At 52.4% G+C, this 19,818-nt stretch carries 16 protein-coding genes and 1 pseudogene; all 17 read right to left on the bottom strand.

Features of this window, described 5'->3' with window-relative positions:
• Window positions 1–873, bottom strand: a complete 873-nt coding sequence (locus tag BLW29_RS15620; protein ID WP_090981126.1) for a hypothetical protein — start codon at window positions 871–873, stop codon at window positions 1–3.
• A gap of 5 nt (window positions 874–878) precedes the next feature.
• Window positions 879–1,646: a phosphate propanoyltransferase gene (gene pduL, locus BLW29_RS15615; RefSeq protein ID WP_090981124.1), complete on the bottom strand. Its 768-nt coding sequence runs from the start codon at window positions 1,644–1,646 to the stop codon at window positions 879–881.
• Window positions 1,647–1,657: 11 nt separating this feature from the next.
• Entirely contained in the window at window positions 1,658–1,945 is a 288-nt protein-coding gene (locus BLW29_RS15610) for a BMC domain-containing protein (protein ID WP_090981122.1), read from the bottom strand.
• Window positions 1,946–1,975: 30 nt separating this feature from the next.
• Complete coding sequence (locus BLW29_RS15605; protein WP_090981120.1) at window positions 1,976–3,466, bottom strand: acetaldehyde dehydrogenase (acetylating); 1,491 nt, start codon at window positions 3,464–3,466, stop codon at window positions 1,976–1,978.
• Window positions 3,463–3,789 carry a BMC domain-containing protein gene (locus BLW29_RS15600; protein WP_090981118.1) on the bottom strand — a complete coding sequence of 109 codons (327 nt, stop codon included), beginning with the start codon at window positions 3,787–3,789 and terminating at the stop codon, window positions 3,463–3,465. The genes BLW29_RS15605 and BLW29_RS15600 overlap by 4 nt, the downstream gene beginning before the upstream one ends.
• 20 nt (window positions 3,790–3,809) lie before the next feature.
• Window positions 3,810–4,487 carry an ethanolamine utilization microcompartment protein EutL gene (gene eutL, locus BLW29_RS15595; RefSeq protein WP_371264724.1) on the bottom strand — a complete coding sequence of 226 codons (678 nt, stop codon included), beginning with the start codon at window positions 4,485–4,487 and terminating at the stop codon, window positions 3,810–3,812.
• 148 nt (window positions 4,488–4,635) lie between these two features.
• Entirely contained in the window at window positions 4,636–5,514 is an 879-nt protein-coding gene (locus tag BLW29_RS15590; protein WP_090981116.1) for a carbohydrate ABC transporter permease, read from the bottom strand.
• A gap of 15 nt (window positions 5,515–5,529) precedes the next feature.
• A complete protein-coding gene (locus BLW29_RS15585) occupies window positions 5,530–6,429 on the bottom strand; it encodes an ABC transporter permease (protein ID WP_090981114.1) in 900 nt (299 codons plus the stop codon).
• A 111-nt stretch (window positions 6,430–6,540) separates the two neighbouring features.
• Window positions 6,541–8,280, bottom strand: a complete 1,740-nt coding sequence (locus tag BLW29_RS15580) for a type 2 periplasmic-binding domain-containing protein (RefSeq protein ID WP_256208652.1) — start codon at window positions 8,278–8,280, stop codon at window positions 6,541–6,543.
• 112 nt (window positions 8,281–8,392) lie between these two features.
• On the bottom strand, window positions 8,393–9,994 hold the full coding sequence (locus BLW29_RS15575; protein WP_090981112.1) for a response regulator: 1,602 nt from the start codon (window positions 9,992–9,994) through the stop codon (window positions 8,393–8,395).
• Window positions 9,987–11,747, bottom strand: coding sequence for a sensor histidine kinase (locus BLW29_RS15570; RefSeq protein ID WP_090981110.1), 1,761 nt, complete (start codon window positions 11,745–11,747; stop codon window positions 9,987–9,989). The genes BLW29_RS15575 and BLW29_RS15570 overlap by 8 nt, the downstream gene beginning before the upstream one ends.
• Before the next feature lie 184 nt (window positions 11,748–11,931).
• Window positions 11,932–12,153 (bottom strand): annotated as a pseudogene (locus tag BLW29_RS15565) (glycosyl hydrolase 53 family protein); the annotation flags it as partial.
• A 120-nt stretch (window positions 12,154–12,273) separates the two neighbouring features.
• Window positions 12,274–16,092: a glycosyl hydrolase 53 family protein gene (locus BLW29_RS15560; RefSeq protein WP_177186652.1), complete on the bottom strand. Its 3,819-nt coding sequence runs from the start codon at window positions 16,090–16,092 to the stop codon at window positions 12,274–12,276.
• A 333-nt stretch (window positions 16,093–16,425) separates the two neighbouring features.
• Window positions 16,426–17,175 carry a phytanoyl-CoA dioxygenase family protein gene (locus tag BLW29_RS15555; RefSeq protein ID WP_090981105.1) on the bottom strand — a complete coding sequence of 250 codons (750 nt, stop codon included), beginning with the start codon at window positions 17,173–17,175 and terminating at the stop codon, window positions 16,426–16,428.
• Between the two features lie 122 nt (window positions 17,176–17,297).
• The gene (locus BLW29_RS15550; RefSeq protein WP_090981103.1) at window positions 17,298–17,852 is read right to left on the bottom strand and encodes a DNA-3-methyladenine glycosylase I; all 555 of its coding nucleotides are present in this window, start codon (window positions 17,850–17,852) and stop codon (window positions 17,298–17,300) included.
• 29 nt (window positions 17,853–17,881) lie between these two features.
• A complete protein-coding gene (locus tag BLW29_RS15545) occupies window positions 17,882–18,352 on the bottom strand; it encodes a hypothetical protein (protein ID WP_090981101.1) in 471 nt (156 codons plus the stop codon).
• Between the two features lie 414 nt (window positions 18,353–18,766).
• On the bottom strand, window positions 18,767–19,744 hold the full coding sequence (locus BLW29_RS15540; RefSeq protein ID WP_177186651.1) for an aldo/keto reductase: 978 nt from the start codon (window positions 19,742–19,744) through the stop codon (window positions 18,767–18,769).
• Window positions 19,745–19,818 lie beyond the last annotated feature (74 nt).

Here is a 19,818-nt window from a genome sequence, read left to right as displayed (position 1 = left end):
TCACCCTTCATCCCGAATTTGGACAACGATGCCTTTCTCTCTCAACACATCTCTGGCAAGCGGCGATAGAATCGTCCCTCGCTTCACGAGAATGACCGTGATGCGCTTGTTTACGGCCAACCGATTGACCCAATCGGCGGAAAGGAATTTCCCTTCGAAACGCGCTTGATGCTCCGATAACTCGGCGGCGGCGGTGGTGGCTGTTGCGTCCTCTCGGCTATCTATTGCAGCGGCTTCAGCTGTGGATTCCTCGTCGTTTCCCATTATCCGAGCAGCAGGCCCACCTACCCGCTTTACAACCCACTCCGCCAATTCTTGTGCCGGAGCAAAGTCTACGCCGTACATGTGCATCTCGCTCTTGTAGTAGCTGAACAGCTTCTGATAAGGCATCGGCAATGTCAGCTCCTTGAGCGTACGCCGATCAGAGCGCGAAAGTCCGGAACTGTCGTCGCCCACGACCACGAACTTCCCCATCACGAGCGCCGCGAAAATAATCTCCGACCGCACCGTCCCCTTCATCCCAAGCGCAACGCGTCCGGCATCCCCTACGTCAATCTCCGGAATAACGATGCCGTCATAGCCCATCGGAATTTCAATAGGAGCCGGTGCAGACTCATCGACGGCAATCGTTCTGCCAAGCCCGCTTGACTCTACTTTATGCATGCCAAGCCATCCCGATGTTACTCCGTCGAGAAACAGCCGATCATATTGAATTCCGTTCTTTTGCAGTAGGATAAAATGATCTCGATACGCTTCATGAGCCGTACTATCGCAGAAGATATACAACACTTTAGGAGGCGGCTCGGCCGCTTGCGCCTGCATCGTGCCGACAAGCTCGCGGATGATCGATTCCACCAGCTGTTTCATCTCCATCTGACTCACCTCCTCGTACCGATCACTCTTACCCGATCTCCCGTTTCCAGCCCGGCAGCATTCGCCTCATCCCGGTCGATGTGCAGCTCAAGCGCGAAGCGTTCATCCACGCGTACCACGACATCCGGAAAAATAACCGGGCGTTCCGAGTCCGTTTGCAGCGTTAACTGATCTCCTTGGACAACCTGATAATCCGCCGCTTCTGCTTTTGACATATGTACATGCCTCTTCGCGATGATTAGGCCCTCCTGAAGGACGACAACACCGGATGGACCGATAATCGTTACACCGGATGTACCGGATATATCGCCGGATAATCGAACAGGCGGCCGAAGGCCTAACGAATGACCATCCGTTCGAGAAATCTCCACCTGCGTAGCAGCACGAAGCGGACCTAGTATACGAACATTCGTAATGGCGCCTTTAGGACCGGCGATTGTGACCGTTTCCCTTGCTGCGAACTGCTTGGGCTGGGACAGCTCTCTGAGCACCTGCAGCTTATAGCCAGTGCCAAACAGGACTTCGAGATGCTGCTGGGAGACATGCATATGGCGGCCCGACACGCCAACAGGGATCACTCGCTCTACCGTTGTCCCCTCGGGCAAATTAGCTGCCGCTTTAACGGCATCCGGTTGTTTAAGCAGCGGAATCCCGCGTGCCTTCAAGAAATCAGCAGCGGCCGGCGTCAATTTATCACCGGATTCAATCGGATAGGGGTTCGGGAGTCCCCTGGCCAGTCCCGCGCGCAGCGAAGCTTCGGTAATGAGTCTCATGGGGAGCGAGGTCAGCCTTCAAGCTTTGGCAGAATAAACTCGATGTCGGAATGCGGGCGCGGAATAACGTGAACCGATACGAGCTCTCCGACTTTCTCGGCGGCGGCCGCGCCTGCGTCGGTTGCGGCTTTTACCGCACCGACATCGCCTCTGACCAGAACCGTAACCAGTCCTCCTCCGACATGGACTTTACCCACCAATCTCACGTTTGCCGCCTTCACCATCGCATCCGCTGCTTCTATGGAGCCAATCAGCCCTTTCGTCTCGATCATACCCAGTGCCGTAAGTTCTCCTGCCATTGTTTATTCCTCCTTATTAGTTGAACCTGATTAGAGCTTCATCTCGGACAGCACGCTCTTCACGATCGCTAATACTTCCTCTCTGGAAATCCCGACGGTGAGGCTCCCCGCAATCTGTTCGGCAAGCAGTGATCGATCATTCGACTCCGGTTCCAAGGCGATCATCTCGCGAATGCCGAAGGCTACCCGTTTCACATTCATCAAATGCTGCGGACCGATATTATCCGAGGTTATGTTATGCCCGAGCGATCCGCAGCCCAGCGTCATCGATGGCTGAATGCCGGTCGTCGCGCCAATGCCGCCAAAGGTCGTCCCGGCGTTTACGATGATACGGGAGGCGGGAAGTTCAAGTCCGAATGCCTCGATGATACGTTCATCCTCGCAGTGGATGCCCAGCGTATGTCCGAGTCCGCCAAGCTCAAGAAGCTGCGTGCAGAGGCTGATGCCTTCCTGCCAGTCATCGACGGTGTACAGCGCCAAGATCGGCGTCAGCTTCTCCACGGATAACGGGTACTGCAGTCCGACGTTGGTTTCTTCCGCAATCAGCAACGTTGCATGCTGCGGAATTGAAATACCGGCCAGCTCTGCCAGTACTTGCGGCGATTTGCCGACGATCTTCGGATTCAAGCTTTTACCGCCGTTTGCTGACATCATGACACTCGCTACCTTCTGCTTCTCTTGCTCGCTTAGCATGTACGCACCTTGTCGTTTCAGCTCATCGACTAGCCGAGACTTCACCTTGCGCTCGACTACAATCGCTTGCTCGGAGGCGCAGATCGTGCCGTAATCGAACGTCTTGCTTTGCACAATCCGACTGGCCGCATGTGCAATATTCGCGCTATGGTGCACAAAGACAGGAACATTGCCCGGACCGACACCGTAAGCGGGCTTGCCTGAACGATAAGCAGCTTTCACCATCGTCGATCCGCCGGTTGCGAGAATGACGTCCGTCAGCTTATGCCTCATCAGCTCCTTGCTCGCTTCGACCGATGGGTACGACAAGCAATGGATCAATCCAGGTGGAGCGCCTGCCTGCTCCGCCGCTTGACGCATGAGCTTCGTGGCCTCTTGCGAACATTGAAGCGCAGCTGGGTGTGGGGAGATGACGACGGCGTTCCTTGTCTTGAGTGCAATCATGCTTTTGAAGATGACCGTAGAAGTCGGGTTGGTCGACGGGACGATGGCAGCGACGACGCCGACAGGCTGCGCCACTTCCCATACTCTCCGCTCCTCATCCTTGCTAATGATGCCGACTGTCTTTACATCTCGGATAGCCTCGTAAACATTGCGCGCCACAAACAGGTTCTTCGCCTTCTTATCTTGGATATTCCCGAAGCCCGTTTCCTCTACGGCCAGCCTGCCAAGGCGCTCCGCATGCTCCTCGGCTGCAGCGGCCATCGCCTGCACGATGCCATCTACTTGCAGCTGCGTCATAGACTCGTACTGCTTTTGCGCAGCCTTCGCTTCATGCAGACAATCTCGCACCTCCTGGATCGCTTGCAAATCCACGTCCAGCTTCATGCCGTAGGGTCACCTCCTCCCGCCAAATCAGGAGGCATCAGTGACGCTATGAAAGAGGCAATCGAACCATCCGGCCTCGCGATGACATGAACGCCAAGCAGCTTGCCCACTGCCCGCGCTGCCTGTCCGCCCGCATCCACTGCTGCTTTCACCGCCGCGACATCGCCGAGAATATAGAGTGTCACGATACCGGCATCGATTTTCTCGTACGCCGTAACCCGCACATCTGCCGTCTTTGCCGCTGCATCCGCTGCTGCAATAAGTGCGGGCAGCCCATATGTCTCAATCATGCCCAGCGATTGCAATGGCTGTTTCCTGTTCATATTGACTCACCTACGCTTTCTCACAGCTTAATCGGTTTCCCGGCGATTTCCGTCACCACCTCGGCGAAGGCTTCAGCTGCAGCCATGCAGGCGGATTGACTGCCTGTCAATAAACCACCGGCGAAGTTCGTTTCTGTAGGCGGTCCATAAAAGGTGCACAGCCTCACATCCGCAGCCTTCAGTGCGGCATCTAACCCGCAGACCGCTTCAAGCGGCGGTGCAATTAAGTAAGCTAACGGTTCGCCCTCCGATATATGGGCAATGCCGGATAGATAAGAACCTGTTCTGGAGATGACATGCGCGTAGTAAGCATGCGTTCCTTCCGCATTCAAGGCATAGAAGCAAGCTCCGCTCCGCATCAGCTCTACTGCCGCTTCTAATCCGCTCGTCACTTCGGCCGGCGATGCGCCGCCAATCATGCCGATAAACTCCCCCGACAACGGGCCTGAGGCGTGTGAGGAACCGGCATAGAACGACTTGGCATACACCACTTCAACTGCCGCTTTCTTCGTCGCTTCGTCCATTGCGGTATAACCCACATCATCGATGGTAGATGTAAGGAGCCCGATGCTCCGTATGCCGGGTCTGAGACCCAGCTGTGCAGCCAGTCCAGCATCTACATTCGGAATGACCCTGACAGACAGCGGAATGGCACGTATAGGTCGCCGTTGCAGCTGTGGTTGCGATGGCCGAATCACTTCACTCACCTCCAAGCTTGCCGGTGGGAAGTCACCGACAGACAGAAAGAGCCTAGGATGAAAGCGTGCTCCGCGCGCGCTCCCTGCCTAGGCTCCATTGCCTAACTGACTATGCTTTTGTTATCAAGATATGCCTGTGGCTGCGGCCCTATTCCTTCACCGAGCCCATGACCAGTCCTTTTACGAAGAATCGTTGCAAGAACGGATAGACAATGAGAATCGGCAGCGCGCCGATGAAGATCTGTGCCGCATTGATCGTCTTCTGAGACAATAAATCCATCTCCTGCTTGGAGAAATTCATGGAGCTCATATCCCGTGACACGATAACGGTCTGCAGGTAAGAAGCGAGAGGATATTCGCCTTTGTCACTAATATACAGAATGCCGTCAAACCAAGAATTCCAATGCCACACCATCGCGAACAGTCCGAGCGTCGCCAAGGCCGGCAGCGAGACAGGCAGATAGATGCGAAACAGGATGCCAAAATGACCTGAGCCATCGATCAGCGCCGCTTCCTCCAGCTCCTTCGGCACACCGCGGAAGAAGTTCATCAGCAAGATAATGAGCCACACGTTGACGATTCCCGGCAGCACGAGCACCCAGAAATTATCCATGAGGTGAAGCTTCTGGATGACGATGTAGAAGGGCACAAGCCCACCGTTGAAAATCATCGTGAACACGAACAGCCATGCATAAACCGAGCGTCCTTTAAACTGCAAGGTTTCCTTCGAGAGCGGGTATGCCGCCAGACAAGCGACAGCTAGAATGCCGATTGTGCCGATAACGGTACGCTTGACCGAGACCCACAGCGAGTGAAGGAATACCGGGTTATCGATGGTTTTGGTATAGGCGACCGTCGAGAAATCGACCGGCCACAAGCCGACCAAGTTGCCGTCAGCCGCCGATTTCGCGCTGAACGAAATCGCGAACACATGAATGAGCGGTATAATGCAGGCGAGCGACAATAGAACCAGGAGACCGGTATTGAAGATGTTAAATACGCGATAAGGCACCGTTTTGTGATACATCTCTCTGCCCCCTCCCTAGAACACCCGGTAATTGGCCCATTTGGAGGCTAACCGGTACGAAATAATAATCAGGATCATGCTGATGACGGATTTGAACAGCCCCACTGCCGTCGCAAAACCGAACTGTCCATCGAGAATCGCGGTACGAAAAACGAAAGTATCGATTATATCGCCTTTATCCAGCACCAGCGGATTGTAGAGGTTGAAAATCTGATCGAAGCCCGCATTGAGTATGTTGCCGAGCGACAGCGTGCCCACCACAATCGCGATCGGAATCAGCGATGGAATCGTAATATGCAGCGTCTGCTTCCAGCGGCTCGCGCCGTCCATCTCTGCGGCCTCGTAGAGCGAAGGATTGATGCCGGCCAGTGCGGCCAGGAATACGATCGTGCCGTAGCCGAATTCCTTCCACACCTCGGACACGATGACGGTGAAACGGAACCAGTTGCCATCTCCGAGGAAGAAGATCGGCTTGATCCCAAACAGCTGACCCAGCACGCGATTGACGAACCCTCCGTCGGAGGAGAGGAACTCCACGAGGATGCCCCCGAGAATAACCCACGAGAGGAAATGGGGCAGATAGACTAACGTTTGCACCGAGCGGTTCAAGTGCCGCTGGCGGATTTCATTAAGCAGAATCGCAAACGTAAACGGCGTGATCAAGTTGAAAATGATTTTGAGCAAGGCGATAAAAAAGGTATTCCAGATGACCTGCAAGCTATCCTCGCGTTCAAACAGCGCTCGGAAATTATCAAGCCCGATCCAATCGGATCCGCTGATGTGCAGCCATGGCTTGTAATCTTGAAACGCCATCACAATGCCGCCCATCGGCAAGTAGTTGAACACGATGAGAAACACAAGGGCAGGCAGAAGCATCACATGAAAGTACCATGTTCTTTTGAGATAACTAGTCATCATGTACCTCCTAATGCGATTGTTAAGTTATTCCAGCGGGACGCAACTCCCCGCACCAGCCAGCAAGTTTAAAAAAAGAGCAGCCGGTTGCCCAGCTGCCCCGGAGTCGGGTTATTTGGTGCTCTTGTACCAGTCGTTGACTTCTTGCGTCATTTTGTCGCCGCCAGCGGATTTCCAGTCTGCGACGAATTGGTCGAAGCTGTCCAAGCCCTTCTTGCCATAGATAATTTCGTTGAAGGTTTGCAGCTCGATCTTCTTCAGGTAGTCCAGCTTGGATTGCATCGTTTGCGTCGCCGGACCTGTGAACAAGTCCTTGAACGAGATATCCGGCTGCGATAACAGCACTTTCGCTGCAGCAGGCGTTTCCGGCCCGTAGTTATTCTTCACTTCTTTCTCCAGCTTCGTCGATGCCTCGCTTCCGTCAGCCAGCTTCAAGAGTGCTTTCATCTGAGCATCCGGAATACGCGCGCCGTCTTTCACGAGCCAATAGCGGTTGATGTTTACTTCGCCGCCAGGGATTTTGTCTAGATACAGCGGGTTGTTGTTAGCGTCTAGATCGTAGTCATAACCCTTGAATACGCCAAGATCCCAATCGCTGCCCGTTTGCGGATCAGCCAGATGATCAAACAGGTAATTCTGGTAGGTGAAAATCGCTTCCGGATGCTCCATGTCCTTATTGATCAGCGTTACGCCGCTCGTAAAGTTTGTGCCATGGCGTCCTGCTTTGCCGTCCGGTCCAGTAGGAAGTGCATATGGCTTCCATACTGCTGAAGGTACGTTCTTCGCTGTGTCCAGCAGCGGCCAGCCGCTCATCCAGTAAGGTCCCGGAATGATGCCCGCTGTTCCTGCAACCGCAGGCTCCGCAGTCTTATTCTCATCCCAGATCGCTGCCTCGCTCGGAATATAACCTTTATCACGCCACTGCTTCAGCTTCTGCAGCGCTTGCTTGGAAGCCGGATTAACGGAGCCCCACTCCAAGCTGCCGTCAGCCGCTTGATTCCATTGTGCCGGGATTGTGCCGTAAGCGCCGAAGATCCAAGATGGATCGCCCATCCAAGTATTCATGGTCGACTTGAAGCCGATGGACAAAGGTACCACTTTATCCGGCTTCAGACCGTCCGGATTCTGATTCTTGAACGCATCCATGATTTTCTCCAAATCATCGAGCGTCTTCGGTGCTTGCAAATTCAGCTTATCCAGCCAGTCTTGGCGGATCCACAGCAGGTAATCGTGGTTGTATGCGTAATCAAGAACCGGAATGCCCATCTTCTTGCCATCGCGGATGTAAGGATTCCAGACGTTCGAGTCGAGGTTCATCGCGGTTTTCCACTTCTCGTTCGCATACTGGTCGAACAGCTCGCCTACATCGCGGAACGCGCCGGTTTCGATTAAATCCTGTGCCAATTGAGAGTCGCCGACCGTCACGACATCCGGCAGATCCTGACCGGAAGACATCGACAGTCTGAGCTTCGTCGCAAAAGCATTATTCGTATCGGTTACGGACCAGAGCGAATCGATCTTGATCCCCAGCGTATCTAGTGCCCACTTGGTAGAAACGTTATTCTCGATAGATTCACCGTTCTTAAATTTCAGTGCAGGATCAACGCCCCATACAGTAGAGATGGTAACGGCCGGGTCGTATTTGTCTTTATATGCGCTCTCCGGCTTCGCCTCTTCGGTCGTGTTCGCTGCTGTGTTGTTCGTCGCATTGCTCTGCTCCGTGGAAGCCGCATTCTTGTTCCCGTTAGCGTTGCCGCCGCTCTCGTTATTGCCGGAGCAAGCCGCCAAACCGGAAGCCATCAGCATAAGCGCGGATGCTGCGAATATCCCCTTTTTCCATGTGGTTGTCATGTTCTTCCCCCTACGCGTTGATGTCTTACAAGATTAATTATAGGGAAGTATAAGTGCCGAACCTATGATACTTAGCGAAGATTTCTGCACCTTTGCCAACCTTTCTGCACGCTTAGTCCCGATATTCATTCGGTGTCATGCCATAATGCTTCTTGAACATTTTGCTAAAATATTGCGGGTTCTGATAACCCAGCTCCGAGGTAATCTCGTAGATTTTCTTATTGGAATGCTTCAGCAGGTAGAGTGCCTTCTCCATCCGGATCCGAATGATGAAATCGCCAAGACTCTCTCCTGTCTCGCTCTTGTAAATCTTCGAGAGATAGACCGGATGCAGATACACTTTATCGGCAATCGTTTTGACCGAAATATCAAGCCCAATGTCCTGCGTAACGAGCTCCTGCACCTGCTTAATCATATGGCTCTTCGTGTAGCGATCCGATTCAGACATTTCTTGCTTCAGCTTCTCCAGCGAAAGAAGCGCCCATTTGCGCAGCCGATCCGGTGACTGCAGCACGCTCTGATTCAGCATGAGATCGAACTCCAAACCTTCAATTTGATGGCTCAACAGCCCTTGCTTATGAACGAGGTAGAGATAAGCATTCGTGATGCAGAGATACACTTCGTACAGATGCTCCATCGTAATGAATGCTTTCTCCGCTTCCAAATAACCAAATACTTCGCTAATCTTCTCTTCAGCCGCCGTCCACTGCTTCGACTCTAGCAAATGAATGAGCGTTGGGGGCTTATATAATGCCTCAATCGATTTCACCGAATAACGACTCTCCGGGTAATCCTCTTGAAACAGAATCATTGCCTCGTTCGTACGTCCATGCTGGAGCAATGCACCAAGCGCGCTGCGATAAGCGGCCGAGAGCTTGCTCGGAAATTCGAACCACGGGCTGACGACAATGGAGATGTCGCCTTTGAGATGGGTGCGCACCTGCATGCCGACTTCACCAGCGAGCTTCTCCATCTCTGCCCGCAGCGGCCTGATCTCACCGGAGATCAGGAGAACGAGACAATCGTGAGGCGCTTTGCTGTGCCATACGTGAAACGATGAACCCAGCACTTCTTCGGCGATATTACCGACCGCAAATTCAATGAGCCTTACCGACTGCGGATCATAATCGGCAAAATGGCTGCCCAGCTGAATCAGCATAAGGAACGAAGGCGCGTCCAAACTTATCGGAAGTGCATACTGACGGAGTTTTTCACCGATGGTCTGACTCGATAGCTGCCTGCCGAGCAGCAGATCGCTCATGAGGTTTTCTTTGAGCACGGATTGATCCGACTTCATATCGTAGAGCAGCCGGTGATAGCGGTCGGCTTCCTCCCACTCATCCTTGAGCGATTCGATTGCTCCCAAAATGCTACGCATAAACTCATCATCATCTACAGGCTTCAGTATATAATCGGACACCTGCAGCTGGATCGCCTTCTTCGCGTATTCGAAATCGGAGTAGCCTGTGAGCAGAATTCGCCTCATATCCGGCCAACGCTCGCTTACCAAGCGAACAAGCGCAAGACCGTCCATCTCCGGCATTCGAATATCGGTCACGAGGATATCGATCGATTGACTCTCCATAATCGCAATGGCTTCCATGGCAGACGCCGCCGTATAGACAGCACGAACGTTAAGCGCTTCCCAAGGAATCGTTTTCTTTAAGCTTTCTGTCACATAGGACTCATCGTCCACGAGCAAAATTTCAATCATGCCCTCCGATCTCCTTTCCGTCACTGTGCTGTTTGGGCCAATGCAGCGTTACGATGAGGCCGCCATGCTCGCCATTGGTAATCGTCATTCCCGCTTCTTCACCATAGCGCAGCTGCAGCCGCTGATTGACGTTCCATAATCCGCAGCCGGTCTCTTCGCCCATGGGCTCATCTAACTTATTCATGAGTGATCGGATCCCCGCTTCATCAAGCCCTTTGCCGTTGTCCTCGACGCGAATTTGGATTTCTCCGTCCTCCTCCTTCGCTGTGAGACGAATAATGCCTTCACCTGCTCGGCCTTCGATGCCGTGCAGGACGGCATTCTCCACAAGCGGCTGAATGAGCAGCGGCGGAATGTCCAGATGGCGCAGCCAAGAGGGGAGCTCCACCTCAAAATGCAGCCGGTTCATACGAAGCCGCTGAATCTCCAGGTAGCTCGTCACAAAATCCAGCTCCTCCGCCAGCTTGACTTCGCCTCGCTCCTGCCTCGTGGTATAGCGGTAGTAGGCCGATAGATTTTGAGACATGGCCACAATCGCCTTGTAGTTCTCTAATTTCGCCATGCTCGATATAAACGAGAAACAGTTATAGAAGAAATGCGGATTGATTTGCGATTGCAGCTGCTTCAGCCGCGCTTCCCGCACATGGATTTTCTCTAGATAAACGGTACCGAACAGCTCCTGAATTTGCGCTACCATGGAATTGAACCGCATGAAGACGTAGCTGAATTCGCCATTTCCTTTGGGCACGAGTCGAACGGAATAGTCCTCTTGCTTGAGCCGTTGGAAGCTCTGAATGAGCCGCTTCATCGGTACTTGAACCTGCGCGTACAAGAGATAAGCCATCACGCAGCCCATAATGAGCAATGAAACCAGCGTGGCATAGAACAAATGGTTCGACTTCTGAATCGGGCCAATGACGTCGCTATAAGGGATATAGTCGACCAGGTACCACTGCGTCACCGGCGACTGCTTCGTATTGACCAAATACTTGATGCCCTTCAGCTCAATCGTCTGATTGCTGATATCCATCAGATGCTGCTGCTCCAGCTTGCCTACCAGCTCCTGCGCCACGCTCCGGTCTGCCGTGTTGTTAAAAATCGTCCCTACGTCCTGCTTGTAGAAGAACGGATTGCGCCTGCCGTCGCTGTTGAATTCATCCAGCATGCCAACGATATTGCTGCTATTGAAGCGTACCTCGATAATGAGATCGGCATCCTCAGGCTGATTCATCGCATAATACGGCGTAACGGTTAGCAGAGAGAATTCGTAGCTGTTCGTGGCATCCGGCGAATCCTTCCTCACATGCCAGCCTTGCTTCAGACGTTGTTTCAGCGCCGTATCGTCATAGCTTCGCACATCATTGACGGTGATGACGCGGCCAAGTCTAGGCGAGTATATGTAAAGCGAGCATTTCCAGTTGATAGAGCTCTCCTGCGTGCTTATCTTCTGTTGAATTCGTTTCACTAAATTAATCATATCGAGGTCCAGAGAACCTCCTCCGATCGGAGCCATGTCCCTCAGCTCAGAAATATCAGGATCGCGCACGAGCAAATTCGGCCATAACGTGACAGAGTCCATATTCGCGTCCACCTGCGATTGGAAGAAGTCGAGCTTGCTCGTATTCGACTTATTGAGCTCATTTCGCAGCACATCCGTGCTCGTCTGATTGGAGAGGAAATAGAGTCCTGCAATCAACACGATTAGCACTGCCAGTGTGATGACGATTTTGCTGAACAAATTCATTCTTGGCATTGCGCGTCCCATCCTTGCCTTAGGTGTAATGACATGCTTCAACATTATAATGGAGCCGCGGCTTGGTTGTCTCCAAGCTTGCGAATAAACGGGGAAGAGGATTCCCCTTCAAACCCGTTGCAGGGCTGAGAGAATCCTCTTGTTGGGCTAAGTTACCTCGTCTAGCAAAGCGTTGCCTAGTAACCTAGTTCAAGAAACCTTCCAATGCAATGGTCGGCTTCATATCCGCCTGCCAAGCACCAAGATTGTAGCCGCCGTTGTAGCCGGGAGTCGCCTCGGGCTCCCAGTAGAAGACGCCTAAGCCTTTGCCGCCCGAGATGCCCCGAATCTTGGTTTTGATATCGGTAATGAAACTCTTTGCCGTTGACGGTGAGCTGTAAGCCATGCCGATTTCACAAATCATGACCGGCCCCTTAAGCGATGCGCGTAGAGCATTACTGCTCCCACATTTATTGTAAGCGCTTAATCATGATGGCTTATAGGATGTTATTTAAAGATTACCAATGTTTTCATAAACAGCTGCGTGCTAGCGTTTGAGTACGTTCCAGATCACTTGGGCAGCCTCAGCTCTTGTTGCCGGTGCTTGCGGCGCAAATTTGCCAGCCGTTTGGCCTTGAATAAGCCCGAGTGCAGAAGCTTGGTCGATGGCTGTTGCAGCCCATGCCGAGACGTCGGTTTGATCGGCGAAAGGTTCAGCGGATTCCACTTTGGTCGGCGAAGCGTTTAGCACTTCATAAGCTCGCATCGTTAACACGGCCATTTCTTCCCGTGTGATCGGGTTGTTCGGGTCGAATGATTCCGCGCTTCTACCGGTAATGACTCCAACTTGAGCTGCCTTTGCCACATAAGGGGCAAACCATGCTTCTGCCGGTACGTCGGTAAACGACACCGCTGCGCTTGAAGTGGCAGCATCCGTGAGCTGGAGCTTCAATGCTTTCACAAGTAAGGCTGCAAATTCTGCGCGTGTAATCGTACGGCTAGGCTCGAAGCGGCCTTGAACCGTGCCATTCATGGCTTGTTTGGCCGCCAACTGGCGAATGGTCTTGTAAGCCCAATGCTGTGGCGACACATCCGTGAAGGATTGCTCTACTTGCAGCAGCGCGTACTTGCTGAAATGGTGAATATCTGCCGTGATGCTACCCGTTGCTGCTTCTCGAGTGCCTCCGATATATTCCATTTTGCCGTCATCTGCAAGGTAGAAGATACCGGCAATTTCTGGATCGGTGATGCCTGCAGACGAGAAATGAATGGTGAGTGGTTCTTTGAACTGTGTCAGGTTCGTTTCCTTGCCGTCCTTCAAACGGATGGACAGCTTGAATGCGTATACTTGGCCGATCAGCGTGATGTTCGCCTGGTTCTGTTTCTCTAAGAGATCTGTCTGTTTGCTGACCGCATCCTTTTCCAAAGGAGCAAGTGTCAATGTGATCGTGCTGTCTGCCGAACTGCCTCCAAGTGCCGCCAGCTGCTGGAACACCGATGACGGAATGGTCAGCGTGAACTTCTCTGCATTCAGAGTAAGCGGGTGAGTTCCCAGCAGCTCTGCCGTTTGGGACGGAAGGGTTACGGTCGTCTTGCCTATCGGAAGAGCGACTTCTACCTTACCTTCAGCGTTGGCGGACAAGCCGCTCGCCGTGATGGTGAATACTGCTGAATCGTTTGTTGAAGTTACCGGCCCTATTACGGGGCCAGCTTCTTGAGCTGTTTGTACCGTTGTTGACGGACCTGTTGATGTCCAAATCTCATCATCCAAGCTCGCTTCCACTTTGAAGCTATAGGCTGTATTCGCGCTTAGACCCGTAACGGTGTATTCCGTTGCGCTTCCGGCGGTTACCGTGGTCAACAGTTTCCCGTCCTTGTAAATCTTGTAGCTGTTAATTTGATTTGCATCAGCTGCACCTGTCCAAGTCAGCTTCACGCTGCTGGTTCCAACATTCGAAGCGGTTACTGCCTTCGCCTCTGTCCACCCGGCAACAGGCGTTTCCCTATACAGCTCGAAGGAGTCGATCCAGCCCCAAGTATCGGCAGGCGCATCCACCGTTAGTCCAATAGTGACTTGACCATTCGTCACTTGAATGCTGCTGAGCTCTGCATCGTTCCAATTCTGCCAGCCCGTGTTGACGATATTGTCGCTTTGCACCGCTTCTGCACCGAAGTCTTGGGCAGACAGATGAATGGCATTGTCCCCGCCTCCGCCGGAAATCTTCGCTTTGAGCAGATAGGTGCCATTCGTTAAGCCGGTAACAGTTTGCGACATCGTGAAGTCAAATGCTGCGCTTGCATAATAATTGACCGCTTTCGTGCCTGCATATGCATTCGCCGCATCCGTCTTCACTTTTGCTGCCTCGGTTGCATCTGTGACGGTCCAGCTTGCAAAAGCTGTGCCATCCTCGAAGCTGCCGTTATGCAAGAGATTACGATTAGTCGTTACGGTAACCGGAACCTTCACAGCAAGCTCTGTACCTGTTATCTGTCCATCGATCACGAATGTACCGATTCGGCTCAAATCATCCTGTTCGATTGCGGACCACTCTACAGCCGCCGGCTCAATACTGCCATCGTTGTAGAGCACATCTGCTGCTGCAGGCAGCAGCGTCGATACCGTTTCTGCCGATTCATTAACCGGGACGCTGATCCCCTCGGGGTTCTTGGCTGTCAGTGCGGTCTTCGTATCGAGATCCCCCGGCTCGAACTGAAATGCATCTAGCGATGGCAGAACATTGCCTTGAAAATCAAACAGCGCCTGATTGTCCCACGATGCGCCTTCGCCGCTTTTCCAGCCTGCCTGGTAGTGACCTTCACTGTCCTTCGGAACCGGAATCCAAGCCGGCTCCCAGTAGAAGACACCTGCTCCTTTACCGCCCGGCACATGCGCTACCGTGTTCATCACGGTGGTGAGCACTTGCTTCTGCCCCTCTACCGTTGCAGGGAAACCCGCTTCATCCGCTTCCTTTTGCGTGAAATTGTTCGGGTAGCCATCGCCGTCCTCAACTGTAAATCCGTAGGAGGTCTCGGCAACGATCACTTGCTTGCCGTATCTGTCCGCCATATCGTTCAGGTTATCCTTCAGCGTCTGGAACGGACCATGCCAGAACGGATAGAAGGACATGCCGATGACGTCATAATCGACATCCGCCGTCTCCATCGCGTCGAAGAAGCTGCGGAACACCCAGTTATTGCCGCCCTCAGCCAGATGAAGCATGATCTTAACCTTATGCACCGCAGGAGTTGTGTCGCGCACCGCTTGAATGCCCTGTTTCAGCAAAGCGGTCAGCTTGCTATAGTCCGAAGTGGAGCCGTCCGGAAGCAGCATGCCCGGATTGATTTCATTGCCGATCTGCACCATGTCGGGGTAGGCATCCACAGCCTTCAGCCCGTTCATGACGTCTGCCGTGTAATCATAGACGGCTTGCTTCAGCTCGTCGAAGCTCAGATTCGTCCATGCCTCCGGTTTCACTTGCTTGCCCGGATCTGCCCAGAAATCCGAGTAATGGAAGTCGAGCAGCAGCTTCATGCCCTTCGCCTTCACTCGCTGTGCCATCTCTATGATATGGGCTTTGTCATTATAGCCGTCTGCATCTACCGGATCGTTCCAGATGCGCAGCCGAACGTAGTTCACGCCATGATCCTTCAGAATGTCCAGCAAATCGCGCTCGATGCCGCCCTCGTAATACTTGCCGCCGGCATCTTCAATGGCTTGAAGGCTTGAAATATCCGCACCTTTGATAAACGGTTCATCGGATGGGACCGTTGGTTCCTCTGGCTCCTCCACCTTCACCAATTCCACATCGTCAAAAAAGCCCCATTTTCCCGCCAAACTATTCACCTCGAAACCAATTGTCGCTTGTCCGTTAGTAACTTGGATCTCCTCGACCGTGTAAGGCGTAATCGTGCCCCAGCCGCTGTTGGTGATATCCGTTGTCAGCTTCTCACTGCCGCAGAAGTTGTCCGCGTACAGCTTGAAATTGTTATTGCCGGCGTCTCCGGAAGACCATGCCTTCAGCGTGTATGTACCGTCCGTAAGTCCGGACACCGTCTGGCTCAGCTTGAACGCGTATGCACTGCCGTTCCAATAGCTCGCCGCGGATGCTCCACTGTGCTTATCGCTTCCCGAGATGGAAAGCGTCGAGGCCGGCCCCGGCTCCGAGCCGTCAAATGATGTATAATCCCAGCCATTCAGTCCATCCTCAAACCCGGGATTTGTCAGCGCATTCGCGGCAGCTGCCCCTGCTTTCCCCGGAACAGCAACAGCCGAAATGATCATAGAAAGAAGCATAATGACGGCGGTCAAGGCCGAGAGCCCTTGTCTCCACCGGTTCAAACGAAATGGATGATATGAACGATTCAATCCAATTACCTCCCCTGATGAATGTCCTACACCTTCAATTATAGGGAAGGGCTGCTGCGGAACGTATGGCACGAAACGAACATATCTACAGTTTTGACAAGCAGTTGTGTTCGGCATCTGGCAGTCCGTAACTCACACAATACGCATCTGGCATATCTCACTTTAGCGCTCGCTGGAGATTGGTTTGTTTGATCGCTGAGAGTTCGACTTCGGAACTCTCGGCTTTCCTTAACGCCCCAATAACAATAAAAAGCCGAGCATCATAAATGCTCGGCCACCGCTTAGCGGAATCTTGGTTATCATTCTAGTCTATCTCGGCTAGTCTATCTCGGGCTACTGAATAGCACGAATCCCCGGCCAATGCAGCCAAATATCAGTCATCGGCGCTCTCCAATCCTGCTTGTGTTCGATATGAGAGACTCGGAAAAAAATCGCATATCTCGTATTAGGGGATGCGTTCGCAGCGACGGTGTGCGCGAGCTGATAGTGAACGAGAAACACGTCACCGGGTTCTCCTATCGTCTGAACCGGTTCCGGCAGCTCGACTGGAGGCATGCCATTAAACAAAGCATCCGGTGTATGCTCGCGGAAATATTGCTCATAGGTCGTATGCGTGCCCGGCCAGACCGTAAAGTTCCCGGCAAAAGGTTCGCGAACCGGACTAAGCAGCACACCGACTAGCATCGAGAAATTGCCGATCGTCCCTTCCTTGACCCCATTGGTCGGCGTGTACATGCCGTCCAGGTGAGGCCCGTGAATGGTAGGCGGATCCTGCAGCGTAGGAAAACGCAGGGCAATCTGGCCGCCGGTAATCGGATGGGACATCCCTTCACCGAGCAGTTCTTCTACGTAAGCCTTAATCGGTGTGTCGTTATACAAACCGGTAATCGGCGGCTTGTCTGAGAGCTCCGGACAGTAGGACTGCGCTCGAAATGTAGGCATCAGCTCCGGCGGCATCCCTTGGCCAACGGAGTGATTAATATGCTTTACAGCGTGGTCAGTCATGACTTTAGGAATGGCGCCTTTGATATGAATATAACCTTTGGTGAGCATGGACTGTTTCTGTTCGTACGTGAGTTTCATTACGATAGTTCCTCCTTATCGCGATTCGTTTCACGAGGCCCTTCTTACACTTCCAGATTTATACATGTCGCCCTCGATACCCATCATAAAGGACTAGCGGTGTTCTGCCAATAGTATAGGCATTATTTATGATAATCACAGTCCAACGAATGGTCATCCACCATGCCGCAGGCTTGCATATACGCATAACAAATGGTCGAGCCGACGAACTTAAAGCCGCGTTTCTTCAGATCCTTGCTCATGGCATCGGATTGCGGAGTAGTTGCCGGAACCTCGCTCTTAGTTGGCCATTGATTCCGAATGGGAACGCCGCCGATGAACTGCCAGATGTAGCTATCGAAGCTGCCGAACTCCTCACGAACCTTTAAGAAACATTTTGCATTCGTGATGGCCGATTGGATCTTGAGCCGATTTCGAATAATACTGTCGTCCGTCATCAACTCGGCCACCTTGGCCTCGTCGTATGCCGCCACTTTATGGGGATCGAATCCGTCGAACGCTCTTCGATAACCCTCGCGTTTCTTCAGCACGGTATACCAGCTTAATCCAGCTTGTGCTCCTTCCAGTACCAACATCTCGAACAATTTCTGATCCTCATGCTCAGGAACTCCCCACTCATAATCGTGGTAATCGATATATAAAGGGTCCTCATTGACCCAGGCACAACGTGCTGTCATATGCTCTAGCTTCCTCTCGTAGTCGGCGCTCAGTTAAATGTGTCGCTCGTTTGTATGCCAAAATCATAATCAACCGTATTCCTCTCCGCCCATACAGCCGACAGTCGATATCTATAATACCCCGGCTCCATAGGAAGGCTATAACGAAATTGATTAGGTTTGCCTAGCAATACTTGCTGGCCATCGTCCGTGTACATAGTTAATGTAAACTCATCTGGATGAATCGGAAACTTAACCGAGATCGTATCACTCCATATCGCCTTGATTGCTTTATCTCGGATCATCTTGTTGTATGCAGTCGGCTCAGGTGGATCCGAACAAACCCCGTCTGTTTGCGAGCCGAACCAGCAATAATGAGCTGCTATATAATCAATATTGAAACCTTCTACGGTAATTATCGGCCTCACAGGTTCATCAGGCAATTGCGAGCCGGATGAACATCCCGTCAGCATAATAGCCAGCAAAGAAGCACACAGCACCAAGAACAACTTCCGCCTCATTCCCTCTCCCCCACACTACTCAGGTTGTCTTCTCATTTAGAGACGCAGCTCCGGCCAAAAGGTTACTGAAACAACCCATTGGATCACGGAGCAAGTTTGGGAGTGCACTAGGCAGCAAACTCTATTGCGCATATAGGAATGTTGCATATTCTGCAGCATTTTCAAGTAAATCAGGAGGTTTATAGAGGAATGTTGCCTATTATGCAACATTCCTGCTCCAAAGCAACTGCTAGAGGTCCCATGGCCTTTAAATGCTGCATTTTCTGCAACAAATTGCCGCTTGAGGCCATTGGTGAGGTTCTAATGCTGCATTTTCTGCAACATTACACTTGTTGAACTGCCGTCTCACACGAAAAAGTCCGCCACCTCATGTGTGCTCCACACTTGTGATGGCGGACTTTCTACAGAAACAACTTAAACGCCTTGAATCACGCTGCGAATGAAGGCTACTTCTTCCGCATTCAATGGATTGCCGGCTCCTTGCGCGTTGGACTCTACCTGCTTCGCATTCTTAAAGCCTGGGATGACGCAGGTGTTCGGAGATTGAGCAAGCGCAAACTGAATCGCTACCCGCACTAAGTCTTGGACTTCCATACCGAATCGTTCCTTGATCGGTTGAAGACGCTCGCGGATCTCCAGCAATCGCTCCTTGGTATAGGAGGAGTTGGAAGCCCGAATATCGCCTTCGCCGAATTGCGGCGGGTTCTCCGGATCGAATTTGTCGAGAAGCAGTCCCTGCGCAAGCGGCCCGAACAATACCATCCCGATATCCTGCTCATCTGCCCATTGGAACAGATTCGTTTCGGGCTTATCGAATTGATTGCCGAAAGCATTATAGTGGAACTGCAGCACATCCGGACGCGTAACCGGGCAGACGCGCATAAAGTCGCTGTATCCGTAACCGGATTGCCCGATGACGCGGACCTTGCCTTCCTTTTGCAATTGACGCATCGTATCGGCCGCTTCTTCCAGATACAGATCATTGGGTCCGAAATTCGTATTATGGAAGAAATGAAGATCCAGATAATCCGTGCCTAAATTCATGAGCGACTGCTCTAGCTGATGACGGATGTGAATCGGGTGCATCGCGTTAGGCGCTGTTCCGCGGAACCAGCCGACTTTGGACGCAATCACGACTTGATCGCGCGGAACTTCTTGCAGAAAACGTCCGAGAACGCGCTCCGAGTGGCCGTCTCCATAGACATCTGCCGTATCAAAATGATTGATCCCAAGTTCAAAAGCACGGTTCAAACCGGCAATTGACGCATTGTCATCATTACCTGTCCAACCTACTGCCTCACCGTCACGCCACGAAGGTCCGCCGATTGCCCAGCAACCTAAGCTTACTTCGCTAACCCGTAAACCGGAACGACCAAGAACACGATACTCCACTGGATCTACTCCATTCATCAATTAGATAGGATTGGTTTGAACCTCATATGAAACTATATACAAGTTGCAGACAG

The organism is Paenibacillus sp. CF384 (assembly GCF_900106745.1).
Lineage (GTDB): Bacteria > Bacillota > Bacilli > Paenibacillales > Paenibacillaceae > Paenibacillus_Z.
This window is presented reverse-complemented; position numbering and strand designations above follow the sequence as displayed.